Source organism: Micromonospora sp. NPDC051543 (assembly GCF_044454415.1).
GTDB lineage: Bacteria > Actinomycetota > Actinomycetes > Mycobacteriales > Micromonosporaceae > Micromonospora.
Map to the genome: position 1 here is coordinate 232015 of NZ_JBITDT010000001.1, position 21610 is coordinate 253624.

16 protein-coding genes, 2 pseudogenes and 1 riboswitch are annotated in these 21610 nt (G+C 74.2%); of the genes and pseudogenes, 5 read left to right on the forward strand and 13 right to left on the reverse strand.

The genetic code is table 11. The features are described 5' to 3' along the window. The first annotated feature begins 35 nt into the window (after positions 1 to 35). From ACIA3K_RS01185 to ACIA3K_RS01195, 3 genes are read left to right on the forward strand one after another with little or no spacing between them, the layout of a single operon-like run. Positions 36 to 560, forward strand: coding sequence for a PadR family transcriptional regulator (locus ACIA3K_RS01185; RefSeq protein WP_357118364.1), 525 nt, complete (start codon positions 36 to 38; stop codon positions 558 to 560). Then, on the forward strand, positions 557 to 1237 hold the full coding sequence (locus tag ACIA3K_RS01190; RefSeq protein ID WP_396798267.1) for an ABC transporter ATP-binding protein: 681 nt from the start codon (positions 557 to 559) through the stop codon (positions 1235 to 1237). The genes ACIA3K_RS01185 and ACIA3K_RS01190 overlap by 4 nt, the downstream gene beginning before the upstream one ends. Then, entirely contained in the window at positions 1234 to 3390 is a 2157-nt protein-coding gene (locus tag ACIA3K_RS01195; protein WP_396798268.1) for an FtsX-like permease family protein, read from the forward strand. Before ACIA3K_RS01190 ends, ACIA3K_RS01195 begins: the two co-directional genes overlap by 4 nt. 33 nt (positions 3391 to 3423) lie before the next feature. On the opposite strand, the pseudogene ACIA3K_RS01200 reads toward ACIA3K_RS01195, so the two are convergent. The 13 genes and pseudogenes from ACIA3K_RS01200 to ACIA3K_RS01260 form a co-directional block, all read right to left on the reverse strand. Next, positions 3424 to 4365, reverse strand: a pseudogene (locus ACIA3K_RS01200) (sirohydrochlorin chelatase); the annotation flags it as partial. Then, positions 4362 to 4958, reverse strand: a complete 597-nt coding sequence (locus ACIA3K_RS01205; RefSeq protein WP_396798270.1) for a precorrin-8X methylmutase — start codon at positions 4956 to 4958, stop codon at positions 4362 to 4364. The gene ACIA3K_RS01205 and the pseudogene ACIA3K_RS01200, both read right to left, overlap by 4 nt. Further along, the gene (locus tag ACIA3K_RS01210) at positions 4955 to 5146 is read right to left on the reverse strand and encodes a DUF362 domain-containing protein (RefSeq protein ID WP_396798272.1); all 192 of its coding nucleotides are present in this window, start codon (positions 5144 to 5146) and stop codon (positions 4955 to 4957) included. The genes ACIA3K_RS01205 and ACIA3K_RS01210 overlap by 4 nt, the downstream gene beginning before the upstream one ends. After that, positions 5134 to 6858: a precorrin-3B C(17)-methyltransferase gene (gene cobJ, locus ACIA3K_RS01215; protein ID WP_396798273.1), complete on the reverse strand. Its 1725-nt coding sequence runs from the start codon at positions 6856 to 6858 to the stop codon at positions 5134 to 5136. The genes ACIA3K_RS01210 and cobJ overlap by 13 nt, the downstream gene beginning before the upstream one ends. Continuing rightward, positions 6855 to 8147 (reverse strand): precorrin-6y C5,15-methyltransferase (decarboxylating) subunit CbiE, encoded by a 1293-nt coding sequence (gene cbiE, locus ACIA3K_RS01220; protein ID WP_396798274.1) that lies wholly within the window; start codon positions 8145 to 8147, stop codon positions 6855 to 6857. Before cbiE ends, cobJ begins: the two co-directional genes overlap by 4 nt. Further along, entirely contained in the window at positions 8144 to 9295 is a 1152-nt protein-coding gene (locus ACIA3K_RS01225; protein WP_396798276.1) for a cobalt-precorrin-5B (C(1))-methyltransferase, read from the reverse strand. The genes cbiE and ACIA3K_RS01225 overlap by 4 nt, the downstream gene beginning before the upstream one ends. Next, positions 9292 to 10116, reverse strand: coding sequence for a precorrin-4 C(11)-methyltransferase (gene cobM / locus ACIA3K_RS01230; RefSeq protein WP_396798278.1), 825 nt, complete (start codon positions 10114 to 10116; stop codon positions 9292 to 9294). Before cobM ends, ACIA3K_RS01225 begins: the two co-directional genes overlap by 4 nt. Continuing rightward, positions 10113 to 10886 carry a precorrin-2 C(20)-methyltransferase gene (gene cobI, locus ACIA3K_RS01235; RefSeq protein WP_396798279.1) on the reverse strand — a complete coding sequence of 258 codons (774 nt, stop codon included), beginning with the start codon at positions 10884 to 10886 and terminating at the stop codon, positions 10113 to 10115. Before cobI ends, cobM begins: the two co-directional genes overlap by 4 nt. Then, entirely contained in the window at positions 10883 to 12238 is a 1356-nt protein-coding gene (locus ACIA3K_RS01240) for a cobyrinate a,c-diamide synthase (RefSeq protein WP_396798281.1), read from the reverse strand. Before ACIA3K_RS01240 ends, cobI begins: the two co-directional genes overlap by 4 nt. Next, positions 12232 to 12843 carry a cob(I)yrinic acid a,c-diamide adenosyltransferase gene (cobO, locus tag ACIA3K_RS01245; RefSeq protein WP_396798282.1) on the reverse strand — a complete coding sequence of 204 codons (612 nt, stop codon included), beginning with the start codon at positions 12841 to 12843 and terminating at the stop codon, positions 12232 to 12234. The genes ACIA3K_RS01240 and cobO overlap by 7 nt, the downstream gene beginning before the upstream one ends. A 76-nt stretch (positions 12844 to 12919) precedes the next feature. Continuing rightward, positions 12920 to 15175 (reverse strand): annotated as a pseudogene (locus ACIA3K_RS01250) (magnesium chelatase subunit D family protein); the annotation flags it as partial. A gap of 117 nt (positions 15176 to 15292) precedes the next feature. Next, positions 15293 to 18961 (reverse strand): cobaltochelatase subunit CobN, encoded by a 3669-nt coding sequence (gene cobN / locus ACIA3K_RS01255; RefSeq protein WP_396798284.1) that lies wholly within the window; start codon positions 18959 to 18961, stop codon positions 15293 to 15295. 286 nt (positions 18962 to 19247) lie between these two features. Continuing rightward, positions 19248 to 19377, reverse strand: a riboswitch (cobalamin riboswitch). Between the two features lie 111 nt (positions 19378 to 19488). Beyond that, positions 19489 to 19764 carry a hypothetical protein gene (locus ACIA3K_RS01260; RefSeq protein ID WP_396798285.1) on the reverse strand — a complete coding sequence of 92 codons (276 nt, stop codon included), beginning with the start codon at positions 19762 to 19764 and terminating at the stop codon, positions 19489 to 19491. A 153-nt stretch (positions 19765 to 19917) separates the two neighbouring features. Between ACIA3K_RS01260 and ACIA3K_RS01265 the strand changes: the two genes are divergently transcribed. After that, the gene (locus tag ACIA3K_RS01265; RefSeq protein ID WP_396798286.1) at positions 19918 to 20802 is read left to right on the forward strand and encodes a DUF5919 domain-containing protein; all 885 of its coding nucleotides are present in this window, start codon (positions 19918 to 19920) and stop codon (positions 20800 to 20802) included. Continuing rightward, positions 20799 to 21605: an inositol monophosphatase family protein gene (locus ACIA3K_RS01270; RefSeq protein WP_396798288.1), complete on the forward strand. Its 807-nt coding sequence runs from the start codon at positions 20799 to 20801 to the stop codon at positions 21603 to 21605. The genes ACIA3K_RS01265 and ACIA3K_RS01270 overlap by 4 nt, the downstream gene beginning before the upstream one ends. Positions 21606 to 21610 lie beyond the last annotated feature (5 nt).

Below are 21610 nucleotides of genomic sequence, written 5' to 3' on the forward strand. Positions count from 1 at the left end.
TACGCGAGGTATACCCTCGGTGTAGTCTCCTGGGCATGAGCGTGCCACTGACCCTGCTCGGTCTCCTCGAACGAGAGCCCAGCCACGGCTACGACCTGAAGCGCGACTACGACGCCTTCTTCGGCCGGGGTAAGCCACTGCCGTTCGGCCAGGTCTACTCGACCCTCAGCCGGCTGGCCCGGGACGGAAAGGTCGTGATCAGCGACGTCGCACCCGGCGCGGGGCCCGACCGCAAGCGCTACATCATCACCGACGTTGGTGCGACCGAGGTCGAGCAGTGGTTGACCCAGCCCGTCGACCCGGAGCCACACCTGCAGACGGTGCTCTTCGCCAAGGTCGTCCTCGCGCTGATGCTGGACCGGCCGGCCGCCGACTACCTCGACACCCAGCGCAGGGCGCACCTGCACCGGATGCGCGAACTGACCGAGATCAAGCGCGCCGGCAACCTGGTCGACGCGCTCCTGGCCGACCACGGCCTCTACCACCTGGAGGCCGACCTCAGGTGGATCGAAATGACCGGCGCCCGACTGGACGCCCTGCGCAAGGAGGTGCGGCCATGAGCGTCGTCATCGAAGCCCGCGACGTGACGTTCGCCTTCGGACAGACGCCCGCCCTGCGGGGTGCGACCATCAGCGTCGACACCGGCGAGATCGTCGCGATCATGGGGCCCAGCGGCTCGGGCAAGTCCACCCTGCTGCACTGCCTGGCCGGCATCCTGGTGCCCGACTCCGGCGAAATCCTCTTCGACGGGGCACGCGTCGACGCCATGGACGAGAGCCGGCGCAGCAGTCTGCGCCGGGACCGGTTCGGCTTCGTGTTCCAGTTCGGTCAACTCGTCCCCGAGCTGACCGCCGTGGAGAACGTCGCGCTGCCGTTGCTGCTCGGCGGCGTACACCGCAGGCAGGCGCTGCCGAAGGCGAGCGCCTGGTTCGCGCGCCTCGGCCTGGACGGCCTGGAGCAGCGCCGCTCCGGCGAGCTCTCCGGCGGGCAGGCGCAACGCGTCGCCCTGGCCCGCGGCCTGGTCGCCGAGCCGCAGGTGCTCTTCGCCGACGAGCCGACCGGCGCGCTCGACTCGCTCACCGGCGAACAGGTGATGGACCTGCTGGTCAGCGCCGCCCGCGAGCAGGGCACCACAGTCGTCCTGGTGACCCACGAGGCGCGGATCGCCGCGTACGCCGACCGCGAGGTCATGGTCCGCGACGGGCGCGTGAACGCGCCGGAACGGATCGCCTCATGATCCGCTTCGGTCTCCGCCTCGCCGTGGCCGGTGGCCGGGAGGCACTCACCCGCCTGCTCGTCATCGCCGCGGCCGTCGCGATCGGCAGTGGGCTGCTGCTGACCACCCTCGCCGGAGTCAACGCCGTCGACGCCCAGCTCACCCGGTACGCGTCGATCTATCCCCATGCCTCCACGACCGGTGCCGCCGACAAGCTGTGGTGGTCGACCCGGGACGACTACTTCCACGGCGAGCAGATCATCCGGATCGACGTCGCCGCCACCGGATCGACCGCGCCCGTCCCGGCCGGCGTCCCGACCACTCCCGGCCCCGGAGAGTTCTACGTCTCGCCGGCGCTACGGGACCTGTTCGCGGCACAGCCGGCCGATCAACTCGCGGACCGGTACCCGGGGCGTGACCTCGGCACCGTCGGACCGTCCGGGCTGACCTCACCGGACACCCTGCTCGCCATCGTGGGCGGCACACCGGACAGTGTCGGCAAGCTGCCCAACGCACGGCAGGTCGACGACCTCGGTGACACGCCCGCCCTTCCCGAGACCACGGTGGACCTCATCCTGGGTGTGGTCGCCGGCGGGTTGCTGTTCCCGGTGCTGATCTTCATCGGCACCGCCACCCGACTCAGCGCCGCCCGCCGGGAGCAGCGCTTCGCCGCGATGCGCCTGGTCGGCGCGACACCCCGGCAGATCTCGCTGGTCGCCGCGGTGGAGGCGGGCCTCGCCGCCGTCGTCGGCACCGCCGTCGGGTTCGGCCTGTTCTACGCCTTCCGCGACCCGCTCGCGGGCATTCCGTTCACCGGCATGCCGTTCTTTCCCGGCGACATGTCCCTCACGGGGGGGGACATTTTGCTGGTGGCGCTCGGCGTCCCGGCCGGCGCGGCGCTGGCGGCCCAGATCTCGCTGCGCCGGGTACGGATCTCGCCGCTGGGCGTCACCCGGCGGGTCACCCCTCGGCCACCGCGCGCGTACCGGCTGATCCCCATGGTGCTCGGCGTCGCCGTGCTGGTCTTCGCCATCAGCTTCCGGCCCGCGACGTCCGACGGCCAGGCGGCGGTGTTCCTGCCCGGCCTGCTGCTCATCATGGCCGGCCTGGTGTTCGCCGGCCCCTGGTTGACGATGGTCGGCGCCCGGGTCATGGCCCGGTACGCCAACCGCCCGGCCACGCTCATCGCCGCCCGTCGCCTCGCCGACAACCCGAAGGCGGGCTTCCGGGCGATCAGCGGCATCATGCTCGCGCTCTTCGTCACCAGCGTCGCCGTCGGTGTGATCACCACGATCGTCGACGAGCGTGGCCCGGCCCCGCTCGGCTCGACCGACGCGGGCACGGTCACCACCGTCTTCGACGAGAAGACGACGGCGGCGCCGGACGCGCTCCTCGCCGAACTGCGGGCGATCAGCGGCGTGTCGTCCGCGACCGCGATCCGAGAAGCCCCGGACATCAACACCGGCGGCGAGGGCGGGGTGATCGCGTGTGCCGACCTCCCGGACGCGTACGGCCGGTGCGCCGAGGGCGCGAGCGTCATCGAGGTGCCGTTGGGCCTGAGCCGCTGGGAGGAATCGGCATCGCCCGCGACGGTCTGGACGGCGGCGCCGCTCACCCTCGACGAGCTGCGGCGACTGCCGGTGGTGGCGGTCGTGGTCGGCACGGACGGCTCAACCGCCGCCATCGAACGCACCCGCACGCTGCTCGAGATCGCCTACCCGACCTTCTGGGTGGGGCCGAACGTGCCCGGCGACTTCGAGTCGGACTTCGCCGACACGCTGCGCGGCTGGGAACAGTTGGCGAACGTCGTCATCATCGCCAGCCTGGCCCTCGGCGGGTGCAGCCTCGCGGTCAGCGTGATCGGCGGCCTGACCGAACGGCGGCGACCGTTCAGCCTGCTGCGCCTCAGCGGCGCTCCGGTACGGGTGCTGCGCCGGGTCGTCGCTCTGGAGAGCGCCGTACCGATGCTCGCGGTCACCGCCGTCGCCATCGGGATGGGTCTGCTCGCCGCGCACCTCTTCCTGCGGGCGCAGATGGGCTACACGCTCGTCGCGCCGCCGCCGCGCTTCGCTCTGATCGTCGTCGTCGGCCTGGCTGCCTGCCTGGGCGTCATCGCCTCGACCATGCCGCTGTTGGAACGCGTCACCGGCCCGGAGACGGCCCGCAGCGAGTGAGTGTCAGGACCCGGTGGCCACCGCGATCGCCTCGTGCCCATGGTGGTGGTGATGGTGGTGGCCAACCGGGTCGTCGGGGTGGTCGTGCGGTTGCTGCGGGCGGCCCACCTTGTCGGCGAAGCCGGGCATCAGCACCCGGTAGGCGCAGGTGTCGCAGTTCATCCGGATGTCCCCGCCCAGCGCCTCGTCGTAACGTTCGCGCACCAGGTCGGCGAGGGCGTCGCAGTCGCCGATCACCTCGGCCACGCGGACGTCCAGGTCGGGGTGGGCGGCGGCGAACTCGGCCGACTGGGCGACGATCCGGTCGGGCAGCACCCCGGCGAACAGGAAGTACGGCGCGACGACGATCCGCCGCGCGCCGAGCCGGCGCAGCCGTTCCAGCACCGCCGGCACGGACGGTTCGGCGAGGGAGATGAACCCCGGTTCGACGCCCGCGTACCCGCGCCCCTCCCAGAGCAGCCGGGCGACCTTGGCGACCTCGGCGTTGGCGTCCGGGTCGGTGGAGCCGCGCCCGATGAGCGCCACCCAGGTTCCGGCCCGGTCGGCGTCCGCCAACGCGACGCCTGGCCGGTCCACGTCCGCCGGCACGACGCCGTCCGTCGACGCGGTGCCCGTCAACGCGGCGTCGATGCGCTCTTCGAGGGCCGTGTGCAGCAACGGGTGCGGGCCGAGCGGACGCCCGTAGCGGTACGTCAGCCCGGGGTGCCGCTGCTGCTCGCGGGCCATCGCGGCCGGGATGTCGCCCTTGCCGTGCCCGGCGCCGGTGAGCACCAGCGGCAGCGCGACCAGGTTCCGGTGGCCGCGCGCGACGAGCGCGCCGACCGCGTCGGTCAGCGGCGGACGGGACAGCTCGATGAATCCACCCTCGACGTCGCCGATGTCCGCACGACGGCGGACCCGCTCGACGAGCGCCGCGAACTGGTCGACCCCGGCCGCGCTGCGCGTGCCGTGCCCGACGATGACCAACCCGGTCATGATTTCTCCTCGCTGTAGAGCAGGGCGTTGAGGGCGGCGGCGGCGACCGCCGAACCACCCTTCTCGCCCACGTTGGACACCCCGGGCAGGCCGCTGGCCCGCAACGCCGCCTTCGACTCGGCCGCGCCCACGAAGCCGACCGGCAGGCCGACGACCAGCGCCGGGGCGGCGTCCAGGGTGAGTAGTTCGACGAGCGCGGTCGGCGCACAGCCGACCACCCAGACCGCGCCGGGGCCGACCCGGTCCAGGGCGATCCGCACGGCCGCCGCCGAGCGGGTGATGCCGGCCGCGCGGCCCAGCTCGGCGGCGGCCGGCTCGGCGACCGGGCAGACCAGTTCCAGGCCGGCCCGGGTGATGCCGGCGGCGACCATCGCCACGTCCGTCACCACGGGTACGCCCGCGCGCAACGCGGCCAGTCCCGCCTCCAGGGCCGCCTCGTCGCAGACCAGGTCGTCGGCGTACGCGAGGTCGGCGCTGGCGTGCACCACCCGCTCGGTGACCGCTCGGCTCAACGGCGGCAGGTGCGACAGGTCGACGCGCTCGCGCAGGATGCGGTACGACTCGACCTCGATGGGATGCACCATCCGGCTCATCGGGCTCCTTCCCAGGGCTCGGCCACGCGGATCGCGTCGACCGGGCAGATCTCCAGGCACTCCAGGCAGCCGGTGCAGCGGTCGGCGCGTACCGTGAGGCCGCCGGCGACCGGCCTGATCGCGTGCGTGGGGCAGGTCAGCAGGCACGCGCCGCAGCCTTGGCAGGCGTCGATGGTCACGAGCGCCACCGGTACCCCCGGGGTGTGACCATCCGCCCGGCGACCAGCCGGGTGTCGCTGTTGCCCACCACGACCACGCTGTACATGTCGACGACGGCCGGATCGAGCGTGGCCACCGTCGCCAGGTGCACGCGCTCGCCGGGGCGGCTGGCGTTGCGCACCACCCCGACCGGCGTGTCCGGTGGCCGGTGCGCGGCGAGGATGCCGAGCGCCTTGCCGAGCTGCCAGCCGCGGGCGCGGCTGCGCGGGTTGTAGAACACCGTCACGAAGTCACCCTCGGCGGCGGCGGTCACCCGCCGCTCGACGACCTCCCACGGGGTGTGCAGATCGGACAGGCTGACGTAGGCGTGGTCGTGCCCGAGCGGCGCGCCGAGCAGCGCCCCGGCGGCGAGCGCGGCGGTCACCCCGGGAACGCCCACCACGTCGATCCGCTCGTCGGCGTACTCGAGGGCGGGGCTCGCCATCGCGTACACCCCGGCGTCGCCGGACCCGATGAGCGCGACCGCGCGGCCGGCGGCGGCCTCGGCCACGGCGGCCCGGGCCCGCGCCTCCTCCGCGCCGAGTGAGCTGGCGAGCACCCGGGTGCCCGGCCGCAGCACGTCGCGGACCTGGTCGACGTACTGGTCCAGGCCCACCACCACGGCCGCGCGGCGCAGCTCCGCCACCGCCCGGGGAGTGCGCAGGTCGGCCGCGCCCGGCCCGAGGCCGACGACCGCGAGCCGGCCGCGCGGCGCGTGCCGCGCCACCGCCACGGTCGCCATCGCCGACGCGGTCTTGCCCACCAGCAGCGTCGCGTCGTCGGCCCGGCCGTCCGCGCCGAGCAGGGCCGCGGCCTCCGCGACGCTCGGCGTGCCGACCGCCGCCCGGACCACCTCGCTGGGGTGCGGCACGTCGACCGCGGCGAGGCGCGTCGCGGGCCAGGTCACCAGGGGTACGCCGAGCGCGTCGGCGGTGCTGCGGATGCCCGCCTCGTCGGCCTTGATATCGGCGCTGGCCAGGCAGCTCAGGCTCGCCGGGTCGAGGCCGGCCTCGGCCAGCACCCGGTGCAGCAGCTCGGCCACCTCGGCGGCCGGTACGCCCCGACTCGCCCCGACACCGGCGACCAGCGACGGCGGTCGCAGCACGGCGGTGCGCGCGTCGAGCGGCACCACCCGATCGGTGACCAGCAGCCGGTGCCCGCCGTCGGCCGTGTCCCCGCCGGTAGGACCCACGTTGGGCGGCAGGGCGGGCAGCGGCCAATCGGCGTCGGCGACCAGCTCGACCGGCTTACCGTCCAGGATGGCCCGGGACACCGCGGCGACCGCGCCGCGCACGGGCCAGCCGAGGGTGTCCAGCCCGGGCAGCCCGACCGCGTCGGTGGCGGTGGTGACCACCGGTCGGGCGTCCAGCAGCGCACCGACCTGCTCGGCGAGATCGTTGCCGCCGCCGGCGTGACCGCCCAGCAGCGCCACCGCGTGCCGGGCCGCCTCGTCGACGACCACCACGGCCGGGTCGGTGCGCTTGTCGCCGAGCAGCGGCGCGAGGACGCGTACCACGGCGCCGGTGGCCAGGAACGCGACCACCGCGTCAGCTTCCGCCCAGGCCGCGCGTAACGCGTCGGCGACGCTGTCGCCCTCGACCAGCCGGGCGTGCGGCCAGGCGGCGGCCAGGGTTCCGGCGTGCCGCCGGCCGGCGGCGGTCGCCGCCACCAGGCCGATCCGCGCGGGAGTGTTGTCGTTCACGGGCGCTCCCCGGTGAGGACGACCACCGGGTTGGTGGCCGCGAGACGGATCGACCCGCCGGGCAGGTCGGCGAGGCGGGCGGCGGCGAGCTGGCTGCCCTCGGCCGTGTAGCCGGCGGCGCGCAGCAGCGCCACCGCCGGCGCGACGCGGTCCAGCGCGGCCAGGGTGAGCACGATCCGCTCGGGGCGGCGGGCCACCACGGCGGTGAGGACGTCGACGCCGCCGCCACCCACGAAGACCGCGTCCGGTTCGGGCAGCCCGTCAAGCGCCGCCGGGGCACGCCCGACGACGATCCGGACGTCGACGGCGTGCGTGGCGGCGTTGTCCCGGATCGTCGTGGCGGACGCCGGGTCCTGCTCGACGGCGAGCACGGCCGCGCCGAGCAGCGCGCACTCGATGCCGACGGAGCCGCTGCCCGCGCCGACGTCCCAGACGAGGCGACCCAGCCGGGGGCGCAGCCGCGCGACGACCAGGGCGCGCACCTCCGACTTGGTGATCATCGAGTCGCGGTGGGAGTACCGGCTCTCCGGCAGCGCCCAGCCGCCGACCGGCGCGGCGGCCGGCTGGTTGTCGACGCGCATCCCACCGCCCGCGACGGGTTCGGGCACGGTGGGCTCGGGCACGGCGACGCTGAGCAGGACGTGTGGGTCGGGCCAGGTGCCGGCGGCGGCCTGGGCCGGGGTCGTCTCCCGCACCCGTTCGGCGTCGGTGCCGAGGTTCTCGGCGACCAGCAGGCGTCGGGACCAGCCGACGAGGCCGGCGCCCAGTTCGGCGGCTCCCGCCCCCGGCGCGGTGAGGACCGCGACCAGCGGCAGCGCCCGGCAGGCGTTCAGCGCCGGCCGGAGGTCGCGGCCGTGCGCGGTGACCACGGCCGCGCCGTCCCAGGACAGGCCGGCGCGGGCGAACGCGGCGGCCACACTCGACACCGCCGGCACCACCCGCAGCGGCAGCCCGGCCGCGCGCAGCCGCCGGACGATCCCGAACAGGCCGGGATCGCCGCTGGCCAGCACGACGGCCGGCACCCGGGCGGCGACGGCGTCGGCCAGCCGGCGCAGGGCCGGGGCGAGCGGTCCGAGGACGACGGTCTGCGCGCTCGCCGGTACGGGCACCGCGGCCAGGTGCCGGGCCGCCCCGACCACCAGTCCCGCGCCGGCCAGCGCGGGGGCGAGGGCGGGGTGCGGTGGTGCCCCGGCGGCGTCCAGCCCGACCACGGTCACCAGCGTGTCCGGGGATGTCGCCGTCGCTTCGCTCGATGTCACCCCGCCGGCCGGCGCGTCCGGGGCGCTCATCGGGGCCACCGGCCGGACGAGGCGACGACCCGTGCTCCGGCGAAGTCGACCATCGCCACGTCCACGGTGACCGTCGGCCCGGCGAAGCGTCGCAGCACCGCCTGGACCCGTTGGCAGAGCAGGTCGCCGGCCGTGCCGAGCAGGCCGGCGGCCTCCCACAACTCGTACGCGTGCCGCCCGGTGTTGGCCTCGGTCACGGCGGCGACGAGCGCCGGATCGCCGCCGGCGTCGGCGGTCACCGCGCCGAGCAGGGACAGGTCCACCTTGGACCGGGTGTAGTGGGTCATGAGGATGCCGGCGGCGAGCTTGGCGAGCTTGCCGGCCATGCCGACGAAGACCACGCCGGTCATCGCGTCCTCGACGGCGGCGGTCACCGCCGCGCCGGTGAAGTCGCCCACCTCGACGAAGCACACCTCGGGCAGGTCGGGCAGCAGCGCGCGGGCGGCCCGCTCGGTACGCCCGCCGGTGCACAGCACCACGGTGCGCTCGCCCTGCGCGGCCATGACGTGCACGGCCTGCACCACGCTGGCCCGCCAGGAGGCGGTGGAGAAGGGCCGGACGATTCCGGTGGTGCCGAGGATCGAGATGCCACCGAGGATGCCGAGCCGCCGGTTGGTGGTCTTGCGGGCCATGATCTCGCCCCGGGGCACGCTGATGACCACGCGCACGCCGACCTCGGTGAGGTCGACGACCTCGGCCACCGCCTCGCCGATCATCCGGCGGGGCGTGTCGTTGATGGCCGGGCCGCCGACGGCGAGCCCGAGGCCGGGTTTGGTGACGGTGCCGACGCCGGCGCCGCCGGCCAACCGCAGCCCCGGGGCGTCGGTGAAGTCCACGGTGGCGGTCAGCTCGGCGCCGTGGGTGACGTCCGGGTCGTCCCCGGCGTCCTTCACCACCACCGCCTCGGCGCGCACCGGTGGGCTGCCGGTCACCTCACAGCGTTCCACCGGAAAGCGCACCCGCCGTCCGGCCGGCAGACCGATCTCCACCTCCGGTTGGATCTCGCCGGTGACCAGGGCGGTGACCGCCGCCTTGGCCGCCGCCGTCGCGCACGCCCCGGTCGTCCAGCCGGTCCGCAGCGCGGTGGGCCGGACCTTCGCCGTACGCGGCAGGTCCGGCTCGCGCAGCGGCGGCTCGGCGTACGTCATGGGGTTTCTGTTTCTCCGGCGCGGGCGCGGCGCAGCTCGGCGCGGGCGGCCGGTTCGGCGCGACGGAAGGTGTGGAAGTGCCCCGGGTGGTAGAGGTGTGAGCGGGTGCCCGTCGCGGCGAGGGCCGGGCCGACCAGGAACAGGGTGTGTTTCCACAGCTTGTGCCGCTTGACCGTGGCCTCCAGGGTGCCGACCGTGCAGCGCACGACCAGCTCGTCGGGCCAGGTCGCCTGGTACGCCACGACGGCCGGGGTGTCCTCCGGGTAGCCGCCGGCCAGCAGTTCGGCCTGCACCTGCCCGGAGCGGGCGGCGGAGAGGAACAGCGCCATCGTGGTGCCGTGTCGGGCGAAGTCGCGGACCCGCTCGCCGGGCGGCATGGGGGTCTTGCCGCCTTCGAGGCGGGTGAGGATCACCGACTGGGCGACCTCGGGCACGGTCAGTTCCCGCCCGACGATCGCGGCCACGGCGGTGAACGAGGACACCCCGGGGACGATCTCGACGGCCAGGTCGAGCGCCCGGCACAGGTCCAGTTGCTCCTGCACCGCGCCCCACAACGCCGGGTCGCCGGAGTGGATGCGCGCCACGGTCAGCCCCTGCGCGGCGGCGCGCTCGTAGAGCGGCAGCACCCCCTCGATGGGCAGTTGCGACGAGTCGATCACCTCCGCGTCGGGGCGGGCGTGGTCGAGCACGTCGGCGTGCACCAGGCTGGCCGCCCAGATCACGATGTCCGCCGTGGCGATCACGCGGGCGGCCCGCAGGGTCAGCAGGTCCGCCGCCCCCGGGCCGGCGCCGACGAACCAGACCTTGCCGTCGCTGGTCACAGTTTTCCTCCTCGGTGCGCGCGCCGGGCGGGGACCAGCAGCGTGGACAGGTACGGCAGATCGGGCACGGCGTCGTCGACCGGGCCGACCCGTTCGCCGGGCAGGCCCAGTGCGCGCCCGAGCACGGCGTCGGACAGGCGGTCCTGCCGGCGCAGCTCGGCCAACAACTCGGGGTGCCGCCGCCAGCCCTTGTAGACGACCACGGTGCCCGGCCCGGCGAGGGCGTCGGCGAACAGCGCGGGGCCGGCGGTGGCCGGCAGCAGCGTGAGCGGTTCGCGTCCCTCCACGAGCGGGGTGCCGCTGCGCGCGGCCAGCTCCTGCATGGCGGTCACGCCGGGCACCGTCGCCACCCGCACGGCCGGGCGCAGCGCCCGCACGCTCTGCGCGAGGTAGCCGAAGGTGGAGTAGACGTTGGGGTCGCCGATGGTCGCGAAGGCCAGCGACCCCGCGCCCGCGTCGATCGCCTCGACGACCGTCCGGGCGGCGTCGTCCCAGGCCGCCGCGCGGCGGGCGGTCACCCCACCCCGATCGTCGAGGGCGAACGGCAGCCGGCGCAGCCGGTCCGCCGGGACGTACTCCCGGACGGTCGCCTCGGCCCGCCCGGCGTCCGCGCCCGGCGGCGTCGGACCGGTCGTCGCGCCGGTCTCGGCCCGGTCCGCCATCACGGGTACGAAGACCACGTCGGCCTCGCGCAGGACCCGCACCGCCTTGACGGTGAGCAGTTCCGGGTCGCCCGGTCCGACGCCGACGCCGGTCAGCGTGGCGGTCATCGGGCCGCCTCGACCAGCCGGCGGGCCGCCGCGGGGTGCCCGGCCCAGTGGGTGTGCAGGTAGGAGGCGTGCACCCGGCCGTCGACGAAGCCGTGCTCGGTGTCGTTCCAGCGCCACGCCGGCGCGTCGCCGTGCCCGGGGTCGGTGGTGGTGCGGTGGAACTCGTGGCCGCGTACCGGCTCGCCCATCCCGGCCACCGGTGAGTCGGTGACGGCGACGGCCTCGCGGTAGCCGAGGGTGAGCCGACCGGTCATCCGGGCGGTCAGGTCCAGCCGCCCGCACATGGGTACGCCGTCCAGGGACCGCCCGAGATAGAGCAGTCCGGCGCACTCGGCCACGATCGGCCCGGCGAAGTCGGCCAGTTCGGCGCGGAGCGTGCCGTTGCCGGCCAGCGCCTCGGCGTACGCCTCGGGGAAGCCGCCGCCGATCACCACCGCGCGGGTGCCGGTGGGCAGCGAGCGGTCGCGCAGCGGGTCGACGGTGACGACGTCCGCCCCGGCAGCGACGAGCAGTTCGGCGGTCTCGGCGTACGAGAAGGTGAAGGCCGGACCACCGGCGAGCGCGACACGTGGCCGCCCGACGCCGGCCGGCCCGCCGACGGCCTGGACCGGGTCCCAGGCCGGGACGGTCAGCGGCGGCGCGGTCCGGGCCAGGTCGAGGACGGCGTCGAGGTCGACGGTGGCCTCGACCAGTTCGGCGAGGGCGCTGACGATCGCCAGGGACTCGGGGGCCCGCTCGGCGACCGGCACCAGCCCGAGGTGCCGGGCCGGCGCGGCCACCTCGGCGGCGCGGGTCACCGCCCCGAGCACCGGTACGCCCACTTCGGCGAGGGCGTCACGCAGCAGGGTCTCGTGCCGGGGCGAGCCGACCCGGTTGAGGATCACGCCGCCGATCCGCACGGCGGGGTCGAACGCGGCCATGCCGAGGGTCAGCGCGGCGGCCGAGCGGCCCTGCGCGGTGGTGTCCAGCACCAGCAGCACGGGCGCGTCGACGAGCCGGGCGACGTGTGCCGTGGAGGCGAAGTCGCGGCGGCCCACCGCGCCGTCGTGCAGGCCCATGACGCCCTCGACCACGGCGATGTCGGCGGGCGTGGGGACGCTCGCGCCGTGCCGTAGCAGGCCGGCGATCCGCTCGGGCCCGACCAGGAACGGGTCGAGGTTGCGGCCGGGCCGGCCGGCGGCGAGGGCGTGGTAGCCGGGGTCGATGTAGTCGGGGCCGACCTTGTGCGGGCTGACCGTGAGGCCGCGTCGACGCAGTGCGGCGAGCAGCCCGGTGGCGACCGTCGTCTTGCCGTGGCCGCTGGCCGGCGCGGCGACCACCACCCGGGGCAGCGCCCACAGTGTGCTCACCACTCGATGCCCTTCTGGCCCTTCTGACCGGCGTCCATCGGGTGCTTGACCTTGGTCAGCTCGGCGACCAGGTCGGCGGCGGCGACGAGGCGCGGGTCGGCGTCGCGGCCGGTGATGACGACGTGCTGGAAGCCGGGCCGGTCGGCCAGGGTGGCGACCACCTCGTCGACGTCCACCCAGCCCCACTTCATCGGGTAGGTGAACTCGTCCAGCACGTACAGCCCGTACCGCTCGGCGGCCAGGTCCCGCTGGATCTGCCGCCACCCCTCCAGGGCGTCGGCGGCGTGGTCGGCCTCGCCGCCGCGCTGGATCCAGGACCAGCCCTCACCCATCTTGTGCCAGGCCACCGGAGCGCCCTGGCCGGTACGCTCGTGCACCTCGCCGAGGGCGCGGAAGGCGTTCTCCTCCCCGACCCGCCACTTGGCGCTCTTGACGAACTGGAAGACGCCGATCGGCAGGCCGGCCGTCCAGGCCCGCAGCGCCAGCCCGAAGGCGGCCGTCGACTTCCCCTTCATCTGTCCGGTGTGGACGATCAGCAGCGGCCGATTCCGCCGCTGTCGGGTGGTCAACCCGTCAGCGGGCACGTGGCTCGGTTGTCCCTGCGGCATCAGCCCATCCCCCGTCCCGTGTCCAGGTGTCCCGCGATCTTGCAGTTTCTGTCGGTCATCTGCGCGCTTCGTCCCTTCATGTCGCCACCGAAAGTGCAAGATCGCGGGGGTGGGTCAGGGTGGCCAGGGGGTGTACGGGGGCGGTCAGCTGGGTTGCCAGGCGGGCGGCCAGGTTGAGGCGGATCGGGCCGGTCTCGCAGTCGACGACCACGCAGGGGGCACCCGTCGCCGCGAGGACCGCCGCCGCGCCTGCCGCCCGGTCGAGCGGGCGGGTTCCGGCGGTGGCTCTGCCGTCGGTGACGATGAGGACCAGGGGGCGGCGCTTCGGATCGCGCAGGCGTTCCACGCGCAACAGATCGGCGGCGGCGAGCAGGCCCTCGGCCAGTGGCGTCCGCCCGCCGGTCGGCAGTTCGGCCAGCCGGGTCGACGCGGCCAGCACCGACGAGGTGGCCGGCAGCAGCGTCCGCGCGCCGGCGCCCCGGAACGCGATCACCGCGACCTTGTCCCGCCGCTGGTACGCGTCGGTGAGCAGGGCGAGCACCGCGTCCTTCACGGTGACCATCCGCTGCCGGGCGCCCATCGAGCCGCTCGCGTCCACCACGAACAGCACCAGGTTGCCCTCACGCCCCTCCCGGACCGCCTCCCGCAGGTCCTCCGGGCGCAGCCGCAACGGCCCGGTGAGCCGACCCCGGGCCGCCTGGTGCGGCGCGGCGGCGCGAACCGTCGCCGGCAGGTGCAGCGCGCCCACCCGGCCCGCCGGCACCCGGGCCCCGGTGGTGCGGCCCCGCCCGGTCCGCGCCCGGGAGCGCCGGCCCGGCACCCCGTCACCGACGCCGGGCGCGGTGAGGAGCCGGGCCCGCAGACCACCCCGGGGTACGGCCACCGCTCCGCCGTCCCAGTCCCGATCGTTCCCGGCGTCGCTCGGCCCCACGCCCCCGGCCCGTCCACGACGCGTGCCCTGGCTGTCAACCTGTGATCGGTCGGAGGACCCGTCCGCGCCGGCGTGCGGCTCGGGACCGTCGCGATGCTCGTCCCCGCCGGTGCCGCGCTCGTCCCCGCCGGCGGAGCCGTGTCGATCCGGACCGTCCATGGCGCTCGGGTCGCCGACGGCGCCGCCGGCGTCACGGTCACGGGCGTCCGGGCCGGACCCATCGGAACGGTGCCCAGCGTCCGGGCCACCCGCACCGCCCGGGCCACCGGCACTGCCGTCCGGGCCGCTGCGGCCGTCCGGGCCGTCTCCGCCGTCCGGACCGTCGGGGCGCGGGCCGGCGGGGCCGCCGTCGTGTGGGCCGTCGTCGTCCGGCTCGTCGGGGTGGGCGTCCTGGGCTCGTTGCAGCGCCTCGTCGAGGCGCTTCTCGTCCAGCCCCGGCGTGTCGAACGGGTCGCGGCGGCGACGGTGCGGCAGGGCGAGCCGCGCCGCCACCCGGACGTCGTCGCTGGTGACCCGGTCCCGGCCGTGCCAGGCGGCGTGGGCGAGAGCGGTACGCGCGGTGACGATGTCGGCGCGCATCCCGTCCACGTCGAACGCCGCGCACACCTCGGCGATCTGCCGCAGCGCGGCGTCGGGCAGGCGTACCCCGGGAAGCCGGCGGCGGGCGGAGGCCACCTGGGCGGCGATCTCGGCGTCGGCGTCGGCCCAGCGGGCGGCGAACCCGACCGGGTCGGCGTCGGCGGCGAGCCGGCGGCGCACGACCTCCACCCGGATCTCCGGGTCCCGGCTGGCGTTCACCTCCACGGTCAGCCCGAACCGGTCGAGCAGCTGCGGGCGCAGCTCCCCCTCCTCCGGGTTCATAGTGCCGACCAGCAGGAACCGGGCGGCGTGGCTCACCGACACGCCCTCGCGCTCGACGTGGCTGCGGCCCATCGCCGCCGCGTCCAGCAGCAGGTCGACGAGGTGATCGTGCAGCAGGTTGACCTCGTCCACGTAGAGCACGCCCCGGTGGGCGGCGGCGAGCAGGCCCGGTTCGAAGGCGCGGACGCCCTCGCCGAGGGCCTTCTCCAGGTCCAGCGACCCGACGACCCGGTCCTCGGCCGCGCCGACGGGCAGTTCCACGAGGCGCGCCGGCCCAGTCTCGGCGGCCGCCCCGAGCGGGTGCGGCCCGTCCGGGCAGCCCGGGTCGGGTTCGGCCGGATCACACCCGAAGCGGCAGCCGGCGACCCGACGCACCGGGGGCAGCAGCGCCGCGAGGGCACGGACGGCGGTCGACTTCGCGGTGCCCTTCTCACCCCGCACCAGGACCCCGCCGATCGCCGGGGAGACGGCGTTGAGCAGCAACGCGAGCCGCATGTCGGCCATGCCGAGCACGGCGCTGAACGGATAGGTGGCACTCATGCTGGGCCTTCTTCCGTTCGCGACTGCGGGGCTCGCAAAACCGGCTCACTCCTCGCGCTCACTGAGCCTCCTTGGATCGCGACTGCGGGGCTCGCAAAACCGGCTCACTCCTCGCGCTCACGCCTTGTCCTCCAGGTCGCCCTCGCTGGCCAGGTACTCGTCGCGCAGGCGGTCCAGGGTGGCCGGCTCGGGCTTGGCCCACAGCCCCCGGTCGGCGGCCTCCAACAGCCGCTCGGTGATGCCGCGCAACGCCCACGGGTTGGACCGCGCCAGGAACTCCCGGGTGGTGTCGTCGAACAGGTAGGCGGCGGCCAGGTGCTCGTACATCCAGTCGTCCACCACGCCGGCGGTGGCGTCGTAGCCGAACAGGTAGTCCACGGTGGCGGCCAGCTCGAACGCGCCCTTGTAGCCGTGCCGGCGCATCGCGGCGATCCACTTCGGGTTGACCACCCGGGCCCGGAACACCCGCCGGGTCTCCTCGCCCAGCGTGCGGGTCCGTACGTCGTGCGGCATGGCCGAGTCGCCCACGTACGCGGCCGGGGACGTGCCGGTGAGGTGACGGACCATCGCCACCATCCCGCCGTGGTACTGGAAGTAGTCGTCGGAGTCGACGATGTCGTGCTCGCGGGTGTCCTGGTTCTTCACCGCGACCGAGATCCGGGCGAACGAGCGTTCCATGTCGGCGCGCGCCTCCCGACCGTCCAGGCCCCGGCCGTACGCGTAGCCACCCCACACCGCGTACACCTCGGCCAGGTCGGCGTCGCTGCGCCACGTACGGGCGTCGATCAACGGCAGCAGGCCCGCCCCGTACGCGCCGGGTTTGGAGCCGAAGATGCGGGCGGTGGCCCGCCGCTCGTCGCCGTGCTCGGCCACGTCGGCGGTGACGTGCGCCCGCAGGTAGTTCTCCTCGTCCGGCTCGTCGAGGGCGGCGACCTGCCGGACGGCGTCGTCGAGCAGCGCCACCACGTGCGGAAACGCGTCGCGGAAGAAGCCGGAGATCCGCACGGTGACGTCGACGCGGGGTCGACCCAGCTCGGCGGTCGGCACCACCTCGACGCCGGTGACCCGCCGGGACCGCTCGTCCCACACCGGCCGGCAGCCCAGCAGCGCGAGCACCTCGGCGATGTCATCGCCCTGGGTGCGCATCGCGCTGGTGCCCCACACGGTCAAGCCCACCGAGCGGGGGTACGCGCCGGTGTCGGCGAGGTGCCGGGCCAGCAGCGAGTCGGCCAGGGCCACGCCGACGTCCCAGGCGTTGCGGCTGGGGATGGCCTTCGGGTCGACGGAGTAGAAGTTCCGGCCGGTGGGCAGCACGTTGACCAGGCCCCGGGTGGGTGAGCCGGACGGGCCTGGCGGCACGAACCGACCGTCGAGCGCGCCGAGGGTGTTGCGCAGCTCGTCCGTGGTGCGCTCCAGCCGGGGCACCAGCTCGGTCGCGGCGAAGTGCAGCACCTTGGCGGCCTCCGGGATCGGCTGGCCGGTCACCTCGGCGACGACCGCCTCGGCCGTCTCGGCGCTCCAGCCCAGGGTCTCCATGCCGATGGCCAGCCGCCGGGCGAGGGCTTCGATCAGGTCGACGGCATCGGCGGCGGTGCCGGCCGGCCCGTCCACCGCGTCGGTCAACGCGGCCGGCAGGGCGACCCGCTGGCCCGGCGTCGCGAGCAGTTCCTGCTCGTCGAGGGCGTACGCGGCGGCGAGGGCCTGCCGCAGGCCGGGCAGGGCCTGGGCGCCGCCCCAGATCTGCGGGGCGCGCAGCACCGCGAGGACGAGGTTGACGCGGGGCTCTCCGGTGGGCGCTTCGGCGAGGATGTGCAGGCCGTCGCGGATCTGCACGTCCTTGACCTCGCACAGGTAGCCGTCGAGGTGCAGCACGAAGTCGTCGAAGTCGTCCGCGTCGGGCATCGCCTCGGTGTGCAGGTCGTGGTGCAGTTCGGCGGCGCGGACCAGGTCCCAGATCTGCGCCCGCACGGTCGGTACCTTGGCCGGGTCGAGCGCCTGCACGGTGGCGTACTCGTCGAGCAGTTGCTCCAGTTTGGCCAGGTCGCCGTAGGTCTCGGCGCGGGCCATCGGCGGCACCAGGTGGTCGATGACCACGGCGTGTGCCCGCCGCTTGGCCTGGGTGCCCTCGCCGGGGTCGTTGACGATGAACGGGTAGACCAGCGGCAGGTCCGCGAGGACCGCGTCGGGCGCGCAGTCGGCGGCCAGGCCGAGGCCCTTGCCGGGCAGCCACTCCAGGGTGCCGTGCTTGCCCAGGTGTACCACGGCGTCCGCGCCGAAGCCGCCGTCCGCGACCGGCGCGGCGAGCCAGCGGTACGCGGCCAGGTAGTGGTGGCTCGGCGGCAGGTCCGGGTCGTGGTAGATGGCGATCGGGTTCTCCCCGAAGCCACGCGGCGGCTGGATCAGCAGCGCCACGTTGCCGAAGCGCAGCCCGGCCAGCACGATGTCCCCGCCGTCGGTGTACAGCTCGCCGGGCGGCTCGCCCCAGTGCTGCCGCATCCGTTCGCGCAGCTCGACCGGGACCGCCTCGAACCAGCGCCGGTACGTCTGCCCCGGTATCCGGGCCTCGGCGGCGGCCAACTGCTCCGGGGTGAGCCACTCCACGTCGTGCCCGCCGGCGGCGATCAGCGCGTGGATCAGCGCGTCACCGTCCGTGGGCGGCGGGGAGCCGCCGAGGTCGTAGCCCGCCTCGGCGAGCGCGGCGAACAGCCGGACCGCCGAGGCCGGGGTGTCCAACCCGACGGCGTTGCCGACGCGCGAGTGCTTGGTGGGGTACGAGCTGAGCACCACGGCGATCCGCTTCTCGGCGTTCGGCACGTCGCGCAGCCGGGCGTGACGCACCGCGATGCCGGCGACGCGGGCGGCCCGCTCGGGGTCGGCGGCGTACACCGAGAGCCCGTCGGCGTCGACCTGCTTGAACGAGAACGGCACCGTGACGATCCGGCCGTCGAACTCGGGGATTGCCACCTGCATCGCCGCGTCCAGCGGGGACAGTCCGGCGTCGCTGGCGGCCCACTGCTCGCGCGTGCTGGTGAGGCAGAGCGCCTGGATGACCGGCACGTCCAGGGCGGCGAGCGCGCCGACGTCCCAGGCGTCCTCGTCGCCGCCGGAGGAAGCGTCCGCCGCGACCGCGCCGCCGGCCGCGAGGACGGTGACCAGCAACGCGTCACAGCGGGCGAACAGCCCGAGCGGCCCGGCGCCGGTGGTCAGCCCGCGCAGCGAGCCGCAGAAGATCGGCAGTGGGTTGCCGCCGGCCGCGCGGACCGCCTCGGCCAGCACGTCGACGAACGCGGTGTTGCCGGCCAGGGCATGCGCCCGGTAGAAGACGATTCCGATGGTGGGCCGACCCGCTTCGGTGGGGTGCTCGCCGTACACGCCGTATGCCGGGGTCGGCGCGGGCGGTGCGAATCCCTCCCCGGTGAGCAGGACCGTGTCGGAGAGGAACCGGGCCAGCTCCCCCAGGTTGTCCGGCCCGCCCTCGACCAGGTACGCGAGGGCCTGGGCGACCACCCCGGACGGCACCGTGGAGACCGCCATCAGCTCCGCGTCCGGCAGCGCCTCGCCGCCGAGGACGACCGTGGGCACGCCGCTGGCGAGCACGGCGGCGAGGCCGTCCGGCCACGCCTGCCGACCGCCGAGCAGGCGTACGACGGCGAGGTCGACCCCGTCGAGCAGGGCGGGCACCTCGTCGGCCGCCACCCGGGCGGGGTTGGCGAGCCGGTAGTCGGCGTCGCTGGCGCGGGCGGCCAGCAGGTCGGTGTCGGCGGTGGAGAGCAGCAGAATGCGCACGGCAGGCTCCGGACGGTAACGTCGGCGCTCTCGCGGAAGCGATTCGGCGACGACGTGCGGGTGGGCGCGGGGTTCAGCGGGCGCCGCGACCCGGACCGCTCACCGGCACGGGGCCGGCGGCGACGGGTGGCGTGGCGCGGAACTCAGCGGTGAACGGAGTCGATGCCGATCGCGGCGACAGCACGGCCGCGGTGCGGGGAACGGCAGCGGCCGTCGATGATGGAGACGCCATGCGTCATCGGGTCCTCCTCGGGTGTCCACGCCCTGGGGTACGTCCCGACGGCCGAAGTATCCTGGCTTCCGGATCGACGCTCTCCCCCGGCCTTCCAACCGCAGACACACGGCCGTGACTCGCGAGGGGGGATCACTCCCCGGTGACAGTGGCGGGACCGCGTCGGATTCGCACCGACTTCCTTCACTGCCGTCAGGCCGCGAATGCTGCCACACCCTGACGCTGCCGGTCAACGCGGACCCCGGCGCCGCCCGGCCCCGAGCACCACATTGACCTGCGAAGATATCGGGGCGAGTCACTCATGGTTGAAGCGACGCGGCCGGCGAGTCAACGACAGCCAGCCGAGGAAACGCGCGTGCATCAGGGCAAGGTCGGGGCGACCGCCGAGACCGTACAAGTCGTGGATGGCCTCGTTCATGCAGGACGTGAGGTAGAGAGCCAGCGCCAGCGAGTGACCGTAGAACTCGGCGACGAGATCGAGTTGCGCGCGGGAGCATGGCCAAGCTGCGGCACAGTTGCGGCACAACCAGGCGGGGCGCATGGGCAGGTGGGGGCGGGACCGCAGACTCACACCACGACCTTGCTCACCACAATCGCAGCGATCCATCACAGCGGGTGATTCCTCGATGGATAACTTTCATCCGCCCTCCGGATGTCCTCCCGGCATGCCATCCCACTACTGGATAAGCTGGCCCTCGGCCCTTGAGCAGGAAGGGAGCCAGCCGTGAGCGTCCGCACAACTGCCACGCTTACCACTGTCGACCTGTTGTGGGACACCACTGACATGCTCGACGCCCTGGCCGCTCGCAACATCGCTCAGGTATTTCGCCTCGTGCAGCGAGCCACCCGCGCCAGCCAGACCACTCTCGGCGTCGCCACCGGCCTCAGCCAGGCTCAGATCAGCGAGATCACCAGCGGTGCCCGCCGGGTCAGCAGCATCGATGTCCTCACCCGCATCTGCACCGGCCTGTCCATGCCACGCCACGCACGAATGACGCTTCTCCTCGGCGAACGCGAGCCGGCCCCGGACCTCGCCGGACACCAGCTCGGCACGGCCGTACGGGACCAGTGCGCTGATGTCAGCGCGATCTATTCCAGCCGATCAGATTTCATGGCGGAGCTGCCCCCGCAAGCCCTTTTCGACCATGCCGCGGACATCCGAGCGGCCGGGCTGTCACTGAACCTCATCTGTCAGCAGTACGGCGACAATCGCCTCCTGAGACTCCTCGCCGCCGGCACCCGCCTCCGCTGCCTGTTCCTTGACCCGGCCGGCGAGGCGATCAGGCGGCAGGAGCGGGAGGACGACTATCCAGACGGGCACCTGAGCGCGCTCACCGAACTCAACATTCAGAACCTGGCTCGCCGTATTCGTGACCGGCTCCCCGCGGACGCCCGAGACAACCTCGTCATCGGCGTCTACGACGAGTCCATTCGCGCCAACGTCCTCCTGATCGATGGTCGACTCTGCGTCGTCCAGCACTACCTACCGCAGATGCGCGGTGTGGACTGCCCGACGCTGGTCATCGAGCGCAGCGCCAGCCCGTCGGGCCTCTACCCGATATTCGACGAGATGTTCAATTCGCTGTGGGAGCGCAGCCGCCAGCTATGACCGAGTTCGCGCACCTCCTCGCCCTCGCACAGGAGGCAGTCGACCTGGCACACGACCTGATGCGGAGGCTCCAGCCCGGTGCGCTGACCTTCAAGGGTGACCGCGACATGGCCTCGGACGTGGATTACGCCATCGAGCGAGCGGTTCGCGAGTACCTGGCCGCCAAGGCACCTGACATCGGTTTCCTCGGTGAGGAGTACGGCAGCAGCGGCGACACCAGCGCGCTGACCTGGGCGCTCGATCCAGTCGACGGCACCGTCAACTTCATCCACGGCTCGCCCCTGTGCGCGATCTCTCTCGGCCTCATCCACCGCACACACGCCGTCCTTGGTGTCATCGACCTTCCGTTTCTCGGTACCCGCTACCACGCCGTTCAGGGGCACGGCGCCTATGCCGACAACCGGAGCATCCGCGCCAGCCAGGTCACCGATCTGCGGGACGCCGTCGTCGCCATCGGCGACTATGCGGTCGGTGCCGAGGCCAGCCGGAAGAACATCGAGCGCCTTGCCATCACCGAGCAGCTCACCCGGCACGTGCAACGGATACGCATGCACGGGTCAGCCGCAATCGATCTCGCCTGGTTGGCGCACGGCCGGATCGACGCGTTCGTCATGCTCAACAACAACCCGTGGGACACCGTCGCGGGCGTCGTCATCGCCAGGGAGGCTGGCGCGCTGGTCGTCGACATCGACGGCACGCCCCACGACGTGAACGCTGCCGCCACGATCGGCGGTGGTGAGCTGATCCTTCCATCCGTCCTCACGATCATTCAGCGATCACTCAGACAGGCGAAACCCGCTTGAGCCCG